The sequence below is a fragment of the Nocardiopsis algeriensis genome, from assembly GCF_014203695.1.
In the GTDB taxonomy this organism is placed as follows: Bacteria; Actinomycetota; Actinomycetes; order Streptosporangiales; family Streptosporangiaceae; genus Nocardiopsis; species Nocardiopsis algeriensis.
Map to the genome: position 1 here is coordinate 113,792 of NZ_JACHJO010000010.1, position 14,699 is coordinate 128,490.

11 protein-coding genes are annotated in these 14,699 nt (G+C 73.3%); 4 read left to right on the top strand and 7 right to left on the bottom strand.

Annotated elements, in window-relative coordinates; translation table 11 throughout:
• Nucleotides 1-342: 342 nt before the first annotated feature.
• Nucleotides 343-2,007, bottom strand: a complete 1,665-nt coding sequence (locus tag FHS13_RS16880; protein WP_184292891.1) for a UDP-N-acetylmuramoyl-L-alanyl-D-glutamate--2,6-diaminopimelate ligase — start codon at nucleotides 2,005-2,007, stop codon at nucleotides 343-345.
• 145 nt (nucleotides 2,008-2,152) lie between these two features.
• Between FHS13_RS16880 and mmuM the strand changes: the two genes are divergently transcribed.
• Nucleotides 2,153-3,079, top strand: a complete 927-nt coding sequence (gene mmuM / locus FHS13_RS16885) for a homocysteine S-methyltransferase (protein WP_184292892.1) — start codon at nucleotides 2,153-2,155, stop codon at nucleotides 3,077-3,079.
• Between the two features lie 123 nt (nucleotides 3,080-3,202).
• Here the strand turns inward: mmuM and FHS13_RS16890 are convergent, their stop codons facing one another.
• The 4 genes from FHS13_RS16890 to mraZ all read right to left on the bottom strand — a co-directional run bounded on the left by FHS13_RS16890 (nucleotide 3,203) and on the right by mraZ (nucleotide 7,355).
• The gene (locus FHS13_RS16890) at nucleotides 3,203-5,191 is read right to left on the bottom strand and encodes a peptidoglycan D,D-transpeptidase FtsI family protein (RefSeq protein ID WP_184292893.1); all 1,989 of its coding nucleotides are present in this window, start codon (nucleotides 5,189-5,191) and stop codon (nucleotides 3,203-3,205) included.
• Nucleotides 5,188-5,616, bottom strand: a complete 429-nt coding sequence (ftsL, locus tag FHS13_RS16895) for a cell division protein FtsL (RefSeq protein WP_184292894.1) — start codon at nucleotides 5,614-5,616, stop codon at nucleotides 5,188-5,190. The genes FHS13_RS16890 and ftsL overlap by 4 nt, the downstream gene beginning before the upstream one ends.
• 9 nt (nucleotides 5,617-5,625) lie before the next feature.
• Nucleotides 5,626-6,657 (bottom strand): 16S rRNA (cytosine(1402)-N(4))-methyltransferase RsmH, encoded by a 1,032-nt coding sequence (gene rsmH / locus FHS13_RS16900; RefSeq protein ID WP_184292895.1) that lies wholly within the window; start codon nucleotides 6,655-6,657, stop codon nucleotides 5,626-5,628.
• A gap of 266 nt (nucleotides 6,658-6,923) precedes the next feature.
• A complete protein-coding gene (gene mraZ, locus FHS13_RS16905) occupies nucleotides 6,924-7,355 on the bottom strand; it encodes a division/cell wall cluster transcriptional repressor MraZ (protein WP_184292896.1) in 432 nt (143 codons plus the stop codon).
• 417 nt (nucleotides 7,356-7,772) lie between these two features.
• Between mraZ and FHS13_RS16910 the strand changes: the two genes are divergently transcribed.
• The 3 genes from FHS13_RS16910 (at nucleotide 7,773) to FHS13_RS16920 (ending at nucleotide 12,423) form a co-directional block, all read left to right on the top strand.
• Nucleotides 7,773-8,765, top strand: coding sequence for an AAA family ATPase (locus tag FHS13_RS16910; RefSeq protein ID WP_184292897.1), 993 nt, complete (start codon nucleotides 7,773-7,775; stop codon nucleotides 8,763-8,765).
• A gap of 77 nt (nucleotides 8,766-8,842) precedes the next feature.
• Entirely contained in the window at nucleotides 8,843-10,063 is a 1,221-nt protein-coding gene (locus tag FHS13_RS16915; protein ID WP_184292898.1) for a DUF58 domain-containing protein, read from the top strand.
• Nucleotides 10,064-10,071: 8 nt separating this feature from the next.
• Nucleotides 10,072-12,423: a transglutaminase TgpA family protein gene (locus FHS13_RS16920; RefSeq protein WP_184292899.1), complete on the top strand. Its 2,352-nt coding sequence runs from the start codon at nucleotides 10,072-10,074 to the stop codon at nucleotides 12,421-12,423.
• Nucleotides 12,424-12,648: 225 nt separating this feature from the next.
• Here FHS13_RS16920 and FHS13_RS16925 read toward each other — a convergent pair whose 3' ends face one another.
• A complete protein-coding gene (locus FHS13_RS16925; protein WP_184292900.1) occupies nucleotides 12,649-13,047 on the bottom strand; it encodes a DUF3040 domain-containing protein in 399 nt (132 codons plus the stop codon).
• 242 nt (nucleotides 13,048-13,289) lie between these two features.
• A complete protein-coding gene (gene dinB, locus FHS13_RS16930) occupies nucleotides 13,290-14,576 on the bottom strand; it encodes a DNA polymerase IV (protein ID WP_184292901.1) in 1,287 nt (428 codons plus the stop codon).
• Between the last annotated feature and the right edge of the window lie 123 nt (nucleotides 14,577-14,699).

Below are 14,699 nucleotides of genomic sequence, written 5' to 3' on the forward strand. Positions count from 1 at the left end.
ACAGGAACGGCTGGCCACCCGGCCGGAAGTCTCTCGAAAGCAGGGGGTGGCACCGCGGACTGCCGTGCGCGCGGTGCCGCGCCGGGCATCACCACGGTCAACGGTTCGTGCCGTGTCCGTGGGTGCCACCGTGGGCGGCACGTATCGGGCTGCGATTGCCGGACCTACCTTAGAACATCTTGGGGCGTCCGGAGTCCCCGACAGGGCCCGTGCGGAGCAATATGCTCCACTTCGTGATCCTGGGTGCCGGCCGGAGAGCACGGCGCGCGGGGCACGGGGCTGTCCCCGCGTCCCGCGCGCCGGTTCTCCCGCTTCCGGGCATGTCGCAGGTGTTTCCCCTGGTCAGGGAGGAGGGGTCTGGCCTGTGACCCGGTGGACGTCGCGGAGGGCGTCGCCCAGGCGCTCGCGCATGCTCACCCGCAGGCGGTCCTCGATGGCGGCCCTGAGCACCTCGCGGTCGTCGAAGGGCAGCACCTCGCCCTTGACGTACTGGCCCGTCTCGTGGCCCTTGCCCGCGACCACGACCACACCGCCCGGGCTGATCCTCTCCACGGCCAGGCGGATGGCCTCGGCCCTGTCGAGCTCGACGCTGACGCGGGCGCGCTGGTCCTCGGGAACCTTGGCCACCCCCTCCAGCATCGCGGCCGCGATGGCCACGGGGTCCTCCGAGCGCGGGTTGTCGTTGGTGACGATGAGCTGGTCGGCCAGGCGGGCCGCGGCCTCGCCCATGAGCGGGCGCTTGCCCCGGTCCCGGTCGCCGCCGCATCCGACGACCATGGTCACCCCGCCCTCGGCGACGGTGCGCACGGCCTTGAGGACCGCCTCGATGGCGCCGGGTTTGTGGGAGTAGTCGACGAGCGCGGTGAAGTCCTGGCCGGGGACTCCGTCGGCGACGACCTTCTCCATGCGCCCGGGGACACCGGGGGCCGCGGCGACGCCGGCGATCGCGGTCTCCAGGGGCAGCCCGGCCTCGACCAGTCCGATGACGGCGGCCATGGCGTTGGAGACGTTGAAGGGACCGGGGAGGGCGACGGAGGCGTCGGCCTCCATACCGCCCGGGCCGACGATGCGGAAGGTGCTGCCGGAGGCGCCCAGGCGCACGTCGACGGCCTTCCAGTCGGCCTCCATGGCCGTGGCGGGGGCGGCGTCGGAGAAGCCCTCCACACCGTAGGTGGTGACGGGGACGCTTCCCTCGCCCTGGATCATGTCGACGAGGGCGCGGCCGAACCGGTCGTCGGCGTTGACGACCGCGATGTCGCAGTACTCGGGCGTGAACAGGCGCGCCTTGGTCTCGAAGTAGTCGCGCAGGTCGGAGTGGAAGTCCAGGTGGTCCTGGGACAGGTTGGTGAAGACCGCGACACCGTAGCGGGCACCGCCGACCCGGTTCAGGGCGAGGGCGTGGCTGGAGACCTCCATGGCGGCGGCGGTGACGCCCTGCTCGCGCATGAGTGCGAACAGGCCGTGCAGGTCGGTGGCCTCGGGTGTGGTGAGGGAGGAGGAGACGCGCTCGTCGCCCACGCGCATCTCGACGGTGCCGATCAGGCCCGTGGCCCTGCCGGCGTGCCGCAGGCCCGACTCGACCAGGTAGGTGACAGTAGTCTTGCCGCTGGTGCCGGTGGTGCCGATGAGCAGCAGGTCCTGGACGGGGTCCTCGAAGACCCAGGAGGCCGCGAAGCCCAGGACGGCGCGCGCGTCGGGGACCACGAGCACGGGCAGGCCCGCGGCAGCGGCCCGCTCGGCGCCGTCCCGGTCGGTGAGAACGGCGGCGGCCCCCGCCTCGGCCGCCTGTTCGGCGAATTGCGCCCCGTGCGCGCGGGTTCCGGGCAGGGCGGCGTAGAGGTCGCCCGGCCCGACCTTGCGGGAGTCGTGGGTGATGCCGCGCACCTGGACCTCGCCGGCCGGGACCGGGTGGTCCGGCGGCAGGTCGGGGCGCAGCAGTTCCGCGTCCGGACCGAGCAGCGCCGCGAGGTCGGACAAGGGGCGGAGAGGTGTGTGTTCAGGTCGCATTTCCGGTGGCACGTGTGGAGGTTAACCCTTGGAGTCGGCGGGCCGGTAATTTCCACGCGGTGCCCGCACCGGTCCGCCGCCGGGGACGCCCCCGGCGGATCGGGGAAGCGGCCGGAGCAGCAGGAGCAGCAGGAAGGGGAGAACCGTGGACCGGTGGGACAGGGCGCTCGCGGGCGGACGCCCGCTGGTGCTGGACGCGGGCCTGGCGACGGGCCTGGAGGCGTACGGGCACGACCTGTCGGGTGGACTGTGGTCGGCGCGGCTGCTGGCCGAGGCGCCGCAGGAGATCCGGCGGGTGCACCGCGACCACCTGCGGGCGGGGGCCGACGTGGTGATCGCCGCGGGATACCAGGCGAGCATTCCGGCGCTGGTCGCGCGGGGCCGGACGCGTGCCGGGGCCACGAGGCTGCTTGCCCTGTCGGTGGAGCTGGCCGCGGCCGAGCGCGACGCCTTCGGGTCGGGGCTGGTGGCGGCCGGCGTCGGCCCCTACGGCGCCTTCCTGGCCGACGGTTCGGAGTACACCGGTGACTACGGAACGGACGAGGAAGAGCTGTACGCCTGGCACCGGGAGCGCTGGGAGGTCCTCGCGGACAGCGGGGCCGACCTCATCGCCTGCGAGACGGTGCCCTCCGCGGCCGAGGCGCGGGCGCTGGCGCGCCTGCTGGAGGAGACGCCCGGCGCGCGGGCCTGGATCAGCTTCTCGTGCCGCGACGGCCGGAGGATCGCCGACGGCACGGCGCTGCGCGCGCTCGCGGCCGAGCTGGCGCCGCTGCACGTCTCCGGGCGTCTGGTGGCGGTCGGGGTCAACTGCGTCCCGCCCCGCCTCGTCCCCGAGCTGCTGGGCGAGATCGCGGCGGCCGGGGTCCCGGCGGTCGCCTACCCCAACTCCGGTGAGGTCTGGGACCCCGTGGGGCGGCGCTGGGGCGGCACCTCCGACCCCGAGGGGTTCGGAAGGGCCGCGGTGTCGTGGGTGCGTGCCGGCGCGGTGCTCGTGGGCGGCTGCTGCCGGACCGGCCCCGAGCACGTGCGCTCGGTACGCGCCCACCTGGACAGGGAGTTCCGGGTGCACTGACCGCGCGGGCCCGGGCGCCCGCTCCCGGTGACGCAGGGGCGGGAGGGGTCGCGGTCGTCGGTACCGACCGCCGCGGCCCGCTCCCGCCCCCGCGTCACCGGCGTCTCGGAGCAGTACATCCAGCTAGGGTGTGCTCCCGCTCTCCTGGAGGCGGATGGCGGGCGGGTCGGTCTCCGTCGGGGGGACCTTCAGGGTCTTGAGCACGAACGACATGATGTCGTTGAAGACGGGGCCGGCCGCCTCACCGCCGTAGTAGATCTCCTGGGGGTTGTGCAGGACGACCTGGACGACGACCTGCGGGTCGTCGGCAGGAGCGAACCCGGCGAAGGTCGCGGTGTATCCGCCGTCCTCGTAGGTACCGGTCTCGGGGTTGATCCGGTTGGCGGTGCCCGTCTTGCCCGCGACGCGGTAGCCGTCGATGCGGGCCTGCGGCGCGGTGCCCTCGTCGCTGGTGACCGCCTCCAGCATGAGGGCGAGGTCGGCGGCGGTCCCCTCGCTGAGCACGCGCCTGCGCTCGGGGGGATCGGCGCGGGTGAAGGCACCGTCGGCGTCCACCGTGCCCGCGATCACGTTGGGCTCCACCCGCACGCCTCCGTTGGCGACGGTGGCGTAGACCGACGCCATCTGCACGGCGTTCACCGAGACGCTGTGACCGATGGACACCGAGGGCAGCTGGGTGCCCCACCAGTCGTCGGGGTCGGTGAGGACGCCCGTCGCCTCCCCGGGGAGGTCCAGGCCCGTGGGGCCGCCCAGTCCGAAGTCGGCCATGTAGCCGTGCAGGACACCGGCACCCACCTGGTCGGCGATCTTGATCGTCCCGACGTTGCTGGACTGCGCCATGATGCCGTTGACGGTCAGGCGCTGGGTGCCGTCGTTGCTGGAATTGCGGAAGACCTGGTCGTAGTACTCGATCGAGTAGGGCACGGTGTAGACCGTCTCGGGGGTGGTCAGCCCCTCCTCCAGGGCCGCCCCGATCGTGATGACCTTGTTGGTGCTGCCCGGCTCGAAGGTCTCGGCGACCGCGCCGTTGGACCGCTGCTCGGCACTGCTGGCGTCGATGTCGTTGGGCGAGTAGCTGGGGAAGTCGGCCATGCCGAGGATCTCGCCGGTGTCGGGGCGCATGGCGATGGCGCTGCCGCCCTCGGCGTCGAGCTCCTCCACCCGCTCGGCCAGGACCTGGGACATGTACCACTGGATGTCCTGGTCCAGGGTCAGGCGCACGTCCTGGCCGGGTACGGGTTCCTTGGCCAGGCCGCCCGCCATGGGGATCTGGGTGCCGTCCAGGCCGACCTCGACCTGGTGCGCGCCGGCCTCCCCCGCGAGGGTCTCGTCCAGGTAGCCCTCCAGCCCCTCCAGGCCGTAGCCCTCGGAGCCGACGAAGCCGACCAGGTCGGCGGCACCGGTCTCCTCGGGGTAGACGCGCTTGTAGTCGACCTGTGCGCCCACACCGCGCAGACCGAGCTCGCGCAGGGACTGCCAGTCCTCGGGCGGGACGTCGTGGGCGACCACCTGGTAGCGGCTGGGTTCGGCGTCGACCTTCTCGGCGACCTCCTCCGCGTCCAGGCCGAAGCGGGCGGAGAGTTCGTCGACGACCTCCTGCCGCTGGTCCTCCTGGATCTCCTCGGGGTCGACGAAGACCGTCCGCACCTCCACCGACATGGCGAACGGGTTGCCCTCGGCGTCGGTGATCGCCCCGCGCAGGGTGGGGATGTCGATGCTGCGCAGGCGCAGGTCGGAAGCGGCCGCGGCGTAGCCCTCGGCCTCGACGCCCTGGATCTGGACGAGCCTGCCGGCGAAGAGCAGCAGGACGGCCAGCACCAGTGCGCCCCCGATGCGGATGCGCTTGGCCGGGTCACCCCGCCGGAAGGTCCGGCGCAGCAGGGGCGGGGGCGGCGGCGGGGACGCGGGACGGCGGCGGGGGGTCCTGCGGGTCTCGCGGGCGGCGCCCCCGCGGGCCTCACGCGGCGCGCGGCCGGCCCCGCCGCGGGCCGCCGGGGCGCCCTCGGGCCGGTTCGAGGCCCGCTGCGGCCTCCTGGCCGGTCGGGATCCCGAGCGCCCGGTGGCTCCCGGCCTGCGGGGGTCCCTGGGTCGTCTGTCGCGGGGAGTGCTCAACCATCGCTCCCTGCGTCTCCGGAGACCCTGCCCCTGTCCGGGTCGAGGAAGAGCGGCGCCTCCCCCTGCTCCATACCCATCGCCTCGGCCTCCTGGGCGATGCGCTCCGAGCTCTCCAGGTGGGAGACGCTGCTGCGCAGGCGCTGCTCCTCGTAGGACAGCTCGCGGTTCTGCGACTGGAGGCTGGTGATGGTGAACGCCTCCTCCGCGATGACGCTGCGCAGGAGGAGGAGGCCGACCAGCGCCCCGCCCAGCAGGCTCAGGACGAGGAGGACGAACGGAATCCTGGGAGCCCTGCCCTGGGTGCGCGCACGCGACGCGGGACGTTCGGCCGCCCGCTTCCCGGGGGCGGGCGGCCGGGCCGCCCTCGTCGCGGTGCCGCTGCGGGCGGGTGCTCCCCGCCTGTCCTTCGTGGTCGGGCTCATGTGGTCTCCCTACTGCCGCGCGGGCCGTACGCGTTCGGCCGCACGGAGGCGGGCCGACCGGGCGCGCGGGTTGCGTTCGTTCTCTTCGTCCGTGGGGACCTCGGCTCCCCGGGTGAGGAGGCGCAGTTCCGGCTGCCGGTCCGGGAGCGGTACGGGCAGGTCGGCGGGGGTGGTGTCGGCGGTCAGGGCCGCGAAGGCCTTCTTGGTCGCGCGGTCCTCCAGCGAGTGGTAGGACAGCACGGCCGCGCGCCCGCCCACGGCCAGGCGCGAGATCGCCGCGGGAAGGGCGCTCTCGAGGATGGACAGCTCGGCGTTGACCTCGATGCGCAGTCCCTGGAAGGTGCGTTTGGCGGGGTGGCCGCCGGTGCGGCGGGTGGCCGCGGGAATGGACTCGCGGACGAGCTCGGCCAGCTCGCGTGTGGAGGAGATGGGGCTTTGGGCACGGCGGCGCTCGATGGCGCGGGCGACCCGGGGGGCGAAGCGCTCCTCGCCGTAGGAGCGCAGGACGCGGGTCAGTTCGGCAACAGGGTAGGTGTTGACGACCTCGGCCGCGGTGAGGGACTGCGTGCGGTCCATCCGCATGTCCAGGGGAGCGTCGTGGGCGTAGGCGAAGCCGCGGTCGGTCTCGTCCAGCTGCGGGGAGGAGACGCCCAGGTCCAGCAGGACGGCGTCGGCCAGGTCCGCGCCGGCCTCGTCGAGGGCGCGCGGGATCTCGGAGTAGACCGCGTGGACCAGGTGGACGCGGTCGGCGTAGGGGGCCAGGCGGGCGGCGCTGCGCTCGAGGGCCGTGGTGTCGCGGTCGACGCCGACCAGGCGCATCTCCGGGCAGGCCTTGAGCAGGGCCTCCGAGTGGCCTCCCAGACCCAGGGTGCCGTCGACGAGCACCGCTCCCGGACGGTCGAGTGCGGGGGCGAGCAGCTCCACGATGCGGTCGAGCATGACCGGCACGTGGAGAGGGTCGAGTCCGGCGCGAGCCGCCGCGATCCGGTCCTGTGTGCTGCGGCCGGTGTCCCCGTCCCCGTTCCCTCTGGTGTCCCCCATGCTCTGCTGCCCCTCCACGCTCTCGCCTTCTCCCCCGAATCGCCGCGGGGCGCGCCCCGATGGTGCGCCCCCGGGTGTTCTCCGTGCGGGCCGCCGTTCTCCGGCGGGCCTCCGAACACGTTCGCCATTGTCCACCTTCCGGCGGGCTCACGTCTGGCACCGGGGAAGTCGCGCCAGCTCGTGTGCGTCGCGTTCGGAGGCCGTGGCCGGGCTCCGGCTGTCAAGGGTGTGGACTGTCGTGCCGATCGCGCCGGCGGCTGCCGGCCTCACGGCACCCCGGGCAGCACCTCCTCCGAGAGTTGCGCGAACACCTGCTCCTGCTCGGTCTCGTAGTCGGACCACGCCACGGAGTCCCAGATCTCCAGGCGGGTGTTGGCCCCGATCACCACGCAGTCGCGGGTGAGCCCCGCGTAGGAGCGCAGGTTGGGCGGGACGGTGACCCTGCCCTGCTTGTCGCAGGCCTGGTCGGAGGCGCCGGCGAAGAGGATGCGGCCGTAGTCGCGGACGGTGCGGTCGGTGACCGGGGCGTCGGCGAGGGCCTCGGTGAGGCGGACGAACTCCTTCACCGGGAAGACGTAAAGGCAGCGTTCCTGGCCCTTGGTGATCACCACGCCTCCCGCCAGCTCGTCGCGGTACTTCGCGGGAAGGAACAGTCGTCCCTTCTGGTCGAGGCGAGGCGTGTGGGTCCCGAGAAACAAAAGCCCGACCTCCTCGTCCCCGAAGTGGAGAATTCGCCCTCTCCACGGTGCTCCACCTTACTCCACTCTTCCCCACCGTCAACAGCTCCAATCCGTACGCGCGCCCCGAATACCGGGCAAATACGCAGGTCATGACAGGTGTGTCGAAGTGGGGGAAGCGAAGCACGCCTCGGCGTGCCGAAGGGGGAAGTGTGCGCGGGTCCGGGCCGGAGGCGGCAGAGGGGACGCGGTTTCCGCCTCCGCTCCGCAGGCGTTTCTCGGCGTGCGCACGAGGGAGGGTCGGAACAGTTCCAGCCATTTCCCCCTTTTCTGGCATCATCTCCTTCCGCGCGATCGATTCCGGCACTTCGGTTTGCAGCCGGTCTGATTGGCTCTAGCCTCGGATCCGAACACCGGAACACAGGAGCGGGGGGTCTCGTGTCACTCGACACACACCACGGCGACCGAGGGGACGACGTCCGGGCGGACGTCGGCGAGGTCGCCGCGGTCGCCGACCGCGTCCGCGGCGCCATCGAGTCGGTCATCGAGGGCAAGCCCGAGGTGCTGCGGGTGGCTCTCACCGTCCTGCTCGCCGAGGGGCACCTGCTGGTCGAGGACGTGCCCGGGGTCGGCAAGACCATGCTGGCCAAGGCCCTGGCCCGGGCGGTGGACTGCTCGGTGCAGCGCATCCAGTTCACGCCCGACCTGCTGCCCAGCGACATCACCGGTGTCAGCGTCTACCACCAGGAGCGGCGCGAGTTCGAGTTCAACCCCGGCCCGGTGTTCGCCAACATCGTGGTGGGGGACGAGATCAACCGCGCCTCCCCCAAGACCCAGGCCGCGCTCCTGGAGTGCATGGCCGAGCGCCAGGTCAGCGTCGACGGGCGCACCCTCGCGCTGGAGCGGCCCTTCATGGTCGTGGCCACGCAGAACCCCTCCGACATGGAGGGCACCTACACCCTCCCCGAGGCGCAGAGGGACCGCTTCATGGCCCGCGTCTCGGTGGGCTACCCCTCCCCCCAGGCCGAGCTCGACATGATCGACTCGCACAGCGCCGGCTCCCCGTTGGAGGACCTGGCCCCCGTCACCGGCGCCGCCCAGCTGCGCGACCTGTCCGACCGCGTGCGCGAGGTGCACGTCGCCCCCGGGGTGCGCCGCTACATCGTCGACCTGGTGGGGGCGACACGGGTCGCCCCCGAGCTGCGTCTGGGCGCCTCTCCCCGGGCGACACTGCACCTGGTGCGGGCGGCCAGGGCCCACGCCGCCCTGGAAGGGCGCCACTACGTGGTCCCCGACGACGTCCAGGCACTGGCGGTCCCCGTTCTGGCGCACCGCCTGCTGCTCCACCCCCAGGCCCGGATGGAACACCTGTCCCCCGAGCAGATCGTCGCCAGGGCGGTCGCCCGCCTGCCCGTGCCGGGTCCCCGATAGGGCTCTTCCCCGCCCCTGTCCGGCGCCGCCTCCGCGGCCCCGGTGACCGCCCCGCGAGTTCCCCGAGGAAAGGGTCCATGCACCCGCGACGAGCCCTCACCGCACGAGGTATCTGCATGCTGGCCCTGGGAGCGGCCGCGCTCACCTTCGGGTCTCTCGTGGGCCAGCGCGAGCTCGTGGGCCTGGGTGTGCTGCTGGTCGCGCTCCCCGCGCTGTCGGCCCTGTCCCTGTCCGGCTCGATCGGCCGGATCACGCACCACCGCTCCCTCTCCCCCGAGCGCGTCCCGGCCGGGCACGACGCACGGGTCGGCGTACGGATCGGCAACATGTCGGCGACCTGGCCGGTGTCCTCGGTGTCGGTCCAGGACACCCTGCCCACCCTGCTGGGCCACGAGCCGCGCTACGGCATCGGCTTCCTGAGACCGGGCGCCACGCGCGACGTCAGCTACCTGGTGCGTCCGGCGGTGCGCGGCGTCTACCCGATCGGTCCCCTGTGGGTCTCGGTGAGCGACCCGCTGGGCTGTGTCCGGGTCAGCCGCCTGCTGGGCGCACCGGCTCCCCTGCTGGTCACCCCCGTCGCCCTGCCGCTGACCCGGGCGGGGACCTCCGACAGCCCCCGGGGCGAGGAACCGCCCCGGCGGCCGGTGGGCGGGATCGGTGAGCAGGACCCGATTCCCCGCGAGTACCGCCACGGCGACGAGATGCGCCGGGTGCACTGGCGCTCCACGGCCAGGCACGGCGAACTGATGGTGCGCCGGGAGGAGCAGGACCGGCGCGACCTCGGTGCCGTCCTGCTGGACACCCGCGCCTCGGCCCACCGCGGCCGCGGGGCCGACCACTCCCTGGAGACCGCGGTGGCGGTGGCCGCCTCCGTCGCGGTGCACCTGCTCGGCAGCAGCCACGAACTGCACCTGCACACCGACCGCGCGCGGATGGACGCCTCCGGCACCGACGCGGTCCTGGACGACCTCGCCCTCCTCACGCCCTCCGGCGGTACCAGCCTGCTGCCGGGGATCGCCGGGCTCCGCGCCGCCCCCGGAAGCCCCGCACTGACGGTGGCCGTCCTGGGGGCGCTGAGCGCGGAGGAGGCGACCGAGCTGGCTCGCACGGGCCGCGGCCGCCGCCTGGCGCTTCTGTGTTCCGAGGCCGCCTGGGCCGCCCCCGGTGCCTTGGCGGGCGCCGCCGACATCCTGTCCTCCGGCGGGTGGCAGGTCGCCGCTCTGGCCTCGCCCACCGAACTGCCCCCGCTGTGGCACGGCGCCGTCCTGTCACACTCTTTCGGGAAGGGTCCGCGTTGAGAGCCCTGATGCCCCTGTCCACCCTGGTCTGCCTGCTGTCGGCGCTGCCGCTGCTCTCCGCCCTGGTGCACGGCGGCGGGTGGTGGTTCCCCGCGGCGGTCCTGATGTGCGCGGCCGCCGCGGTGTCCGCGCTGTACCGGCTCGTCGGCCGGAGTTCGCTGCCGGTGCCGTTCCTGCAGCTACTGGCGGTCACCCTCCTGATGGCCCCCCTGTTCGCCTCCCACGTGGCCCCGCTGGGCCTCCTGCCCTCGGGCGCGGTGCTGGAGCACGTGGCCGAGCTCCTCTTCCAGGGGGCGGTGACCATCGACCGCGGCCTTCCCCCGGTGCCGGCCACCGCGGGGGTGAAGCTGCTCATCGCGCTGCTCTTCACCCTCTTCCTCCTCTCCTCGGACTTCCTCGCCGTGACCGCGCGCTGCCCCGGCATGGTCGGCGGCCCCCTGCTGCTGCTGGCCGCGATCCCGCTGTTCGTGGGGGACGGCGGGCTGTCCTGGCTGCCCGTGGCGGTCTGCGTCCTGGGATTCCTCCAGCTGCTGGCGGTCGACATGTGGCTGCGCGGCCGCGAGTGGGGTATGCGTGTGCCCGACCGCGAGGGCGGGCGGTTCCTCGGAGCCGCCTACCGGGCCGGATGGGCCGGACTGGTGTCGGGCGCGGCGCTGCTCCTGGCGCTGGCGGTACCGCTCGCCGTGCCGTCGCTGCGCAGTGACGTGCTCCACTCGATGGGCCAGGGCACCTACACCGGTCGGAGCGAGGACGCCATCACGACCACACATCCGCTGGTGTCGATGCGCCGGGAGCTGATGTCCTCCCACGACCGCACGGTGCTGACCTACCGCACCGAGGCCGAGAACCCCGGCTACCTGCGGCGCCACGTGCTGAACGAGTTCGACGGCGAGAACTGGACCATGCTGCCGCTCGACGCCTCCGCCGACACCCGCGTCGCGGGAGAGCTGCCGCCTCCCGCCGGACAGGAACCGGCACCGGAGGGGCGGACCGTGTCCACGAGGATCTCGCTGGACTCCGACACGCCGAGCACGGAGTTCCTTCCGCTGCCCTACTGGGCGCGCTCGGTGGAGATCTCGGGCGAGTGGTACGTGGATCCCCAGAGTCTGATGGTGTTCACCACCGAGGCACCTCCGACGGGTCTCAGCTTCACGGTGGAGGCGCTGGATCCCAGGGTCTCCGCGGAGGACCTGGCCGGGTCCGGCGCGCCCCGGGCGCTGCGGGGCGACCACCTGTCGCTGCCCGGCGGCCTGGACCCGCAGGTACGGACCCTCACCGACGCCGTGACCGCGAACGCCGACTCGGACTACGCGCGCGCCCTCGCCCTCCAGAAGTTCTTCACCTCCGGGGAGTTCTCCTACAGCCTGGCGCCTCCGGCCGTGCCCCAGGGCAGCGACCCGCTCCTGCATTTCCTGACCGTCGACAAGGTGGGCTACTGCCAGCAGTTCGCCGGGGCGATGGCGGTGATGGCCCGCCAGGCCGGCATCCCCGCCCGGGTCGCGGTGGGCTACACGGCGGGCGAGCGCCTCAACGACGGGAGCTGGAAGGTCACGACCGGGGACGCGCACGCCTGGCCGGAGCTGTACTTCGAGGGCGCGGGGTGGGTGCGTTTCGAGCCGACGCCGGCCGGCTCCTCCGGCCAGGGTTCGGCCTCCGCACCGGAGTACACGGCCGACGGCCGGGCCCCGGAGGTGCCCGACGAACCCGGGGAGGAGGCGAGCGGCTCCCCCGGTGAACCGTCCCCGGAGGAATCGGGGCGGGAGAGTCCGCCGGAGGAGGACCGGCCGAGCTCGCCCTCCCAGGAGAGCGAGCGGCCCGAGGAGGAACCGACGGATCCGGCGGCCGCCTCCGATGCGGACACAGGCCCCGGCACAGGGGCGGGGATGCCGCGGTGGCTGCCGGTGTCAGGCGCTCTGGCCGCGGTGCTCCTGCTCGCGGCGGCACCCGCGCTGGTGCGCGCGGCACTGCGCCGGTCCCGGACCGCGGCGCTGCCGGGGCCGGCGGGGACGGGGGCGCACACCGCCTGGCGGGAACTGCACGACACCTGCCTGGACCTGGGGATCCTCTGGAGCGCGGCGGAGAGCCCGCGGGCGGTGGCCGAGCGGCTGGTGCAGGTCCGGGACCCGAAGGGCGCACCGCTGCCCGAGGAGGCCCGGGAGGCGCTGCGGCGGCTGGCCGCCGCGGAGGAGGAGGCGCGCTACGCGCCCGCCGCTCCCGGGGGCGAAGGGCTGCGCGCGGACCTGTGCACGGCGGTGGCCGCCCTGGAGGCCGCATCCCCCGCCGGGGTGAGGCTGCGGGCCCGGCTGCTGCCGCGGTCCCTTCTCGTCCGCCGCCCGGGCGCGGTACCGAGCCCGGCCTGAGAGGTGCCGGCCCCGCCGCCCGGGCACGCGGGGCCGTCTGCGGGTGCGGGGCAGCCGCCGGCGCCGGACAGGGGGCACCGCGTCCGGGAGCGGTACCCGCCGGGCACCTCTGGGGCGGCGGTCTCCGGGGCAGCACCCCCGACACGACTGCGGGGCCCGCACAGATGTGCGTGGCCCCGCGATGTCATGGCCGAGCGCCCGGTGCGGACGCCGTCGGAGACGGTGCTACTCCTCGCCCTCCTGGCGTCGGCGCCACCGCTCCTCGAAACGGTTCATCATGCCCGGGCGTCCGCCGTCCCTGCGTTTGGGACGGGGTTCGGCGATCACCACCTCGGGCCCCCCGGAGGCCCTGCGCCACGAGGCGGCACCCCACAGGAAGCAGGCGAGCATGACCAGGAATCCGCTGACGCTGACGACGACCTGACCGACCACGTTGCCGATCAGGAGCCCTGCCAGGAGCAGGACGACGCCGAGCACGAATCCGATTCCGGCCTTGACGATCCGGCGCTTGTGATGGACCACGGGGTTCGTCTGTCGAACGGTGTCGGCGAACTTCGGGTCCTCGGCATACAGCGCCCGCTCGATCTGGTCGAGCATACGCTGCTCGTGTTCAGAGAGCGGCACGGCGCCTCCCTACGGCAGTCCCCGGTTGGGGTGACGGGTACTGGTGATCGGTCTCTTGTTCAGTGATATGCCCAGAATACGTCGCACTAGCGCATGGTGGAAAGAAAAGCTGCGTGCGTACCGGGCCCACTGAGGCCACGATACCCCCGCCCTGTCTCGGAAACACCGGCTTCCATGCCTCTCTGCCGTCCGACTCCGGTCCTACTGCTGTGAACGCTTCCCGAACCCGGAAAGTTGCGGCATCATACGTCGCGTTCATCACGCTTTGCCAGTACTGCCGACTGTATCGCCCCGGGTCCGAATCGTTCCCTCACCCGGTCCATTACCCGTTCAACGTCCCGCCATCCGGAGTCCTCTTCCCCCAGGGCCATCTGGCGATGGACCCTGTCCGCGGGAAGGACCCCCTCCACGCGCACCCCGACCAGCCGCAGCGGTACCCCCACCAGCCCGGAAGCGGCGTAGAGCTCCCTGGCGACGGCGTTGATCTCACGTCCTACGTCCGTGGCATCGGGCAGGGTTCGCGAACGCGTGACCGTCGAGAAGTCGCCGCGGCGGAGCTTGACGCTCACCGTGCGCCCCGCCTGCCCCGAGGCGCGCAAGCGGTGCCCCACCTTCTCCGAGAGCCTCAGCAGCTCCCTGCGCACCGTCTCGGGGTCGCTGACGTCCTCGTCGAAGGTCTCCTCCGTACCGATGCTCTTGTCGGCACTCTCGGGCTCGACAGGACTCTCGTCGATCCCGCGGGCCAGTTCCGACAGGCGTGTGCCCGCCTTGTCACCGAGTTCGAGGCGCAGCAGGTCCGCGTCGTAGCGCGCCAGGGCGCCCACCGTGCGCAGCCCCATCCGGGCCAGGACGCGCTCGGTCTTGTCACCGACCCCCGGCAGCGCTCCCACCGGCAGGGGGTCCAGGAAGGCGCGGACGCTCGCGGTGGGTACCAGGAGCAGTCCGTCGGGCTTGCAGTGGGTGGAGCCGAGCTTGGCGGTGAAGCGGGTGGCCGCCACTCCCACGGAACAGGTCAGCCCCTGTTCCTGTCGGACCCGCTCGCGGATGCGCGCGGCGATCCGCACCGGGCCGCCCAGGCGGCGGCGGGCCCCCGACACGTCGAGGAAGGCCTCGTCGAGGGAGAGCGGCTGTACCAGCGGCGTCACCGACCGCAGGATCTCCATGACCGATTCCGAGACCCTGCGGTAGGCCGGCCCGTCGGGCGGGAACACCGCCGCGTCCGGGCACAGGCGCAGCGCCTGCGCCATGGGCATCGCGGAGTGGACGCCCTTGGCACGGGCGGCGTAGTTCGCCGCGGCGACGACGCTGCGCGGCCCGGTTCCGCCGATGACGACGGGGCGGCCCCGCGTCTCGGGATGGCGCAGCTGCTCCACACTGGCGAAGAACGCGTCCATGTCCAGGTGCAGGATGTCGCAGTCGGCGTCCGGCCCCGACCCGTCCGGCGGGAAGTCCGCGCCCAGCGGCACGATGCCCTCGGGCGAGACCATCCCCCGCAGCGCGGTCCCCCGCTCCAACTGACGTCGGCTCATGCACCCAGGCTAGGCCGTGTCGTGTGGACGCTCTCACCGCATCGGCGAAGCCCGTCCTCCGGCGAACGGCCGGCCGGGAGGCTCCGCCCGAGGCGGAGGGCGCGGCTCGGCCCGGCCGGCCCC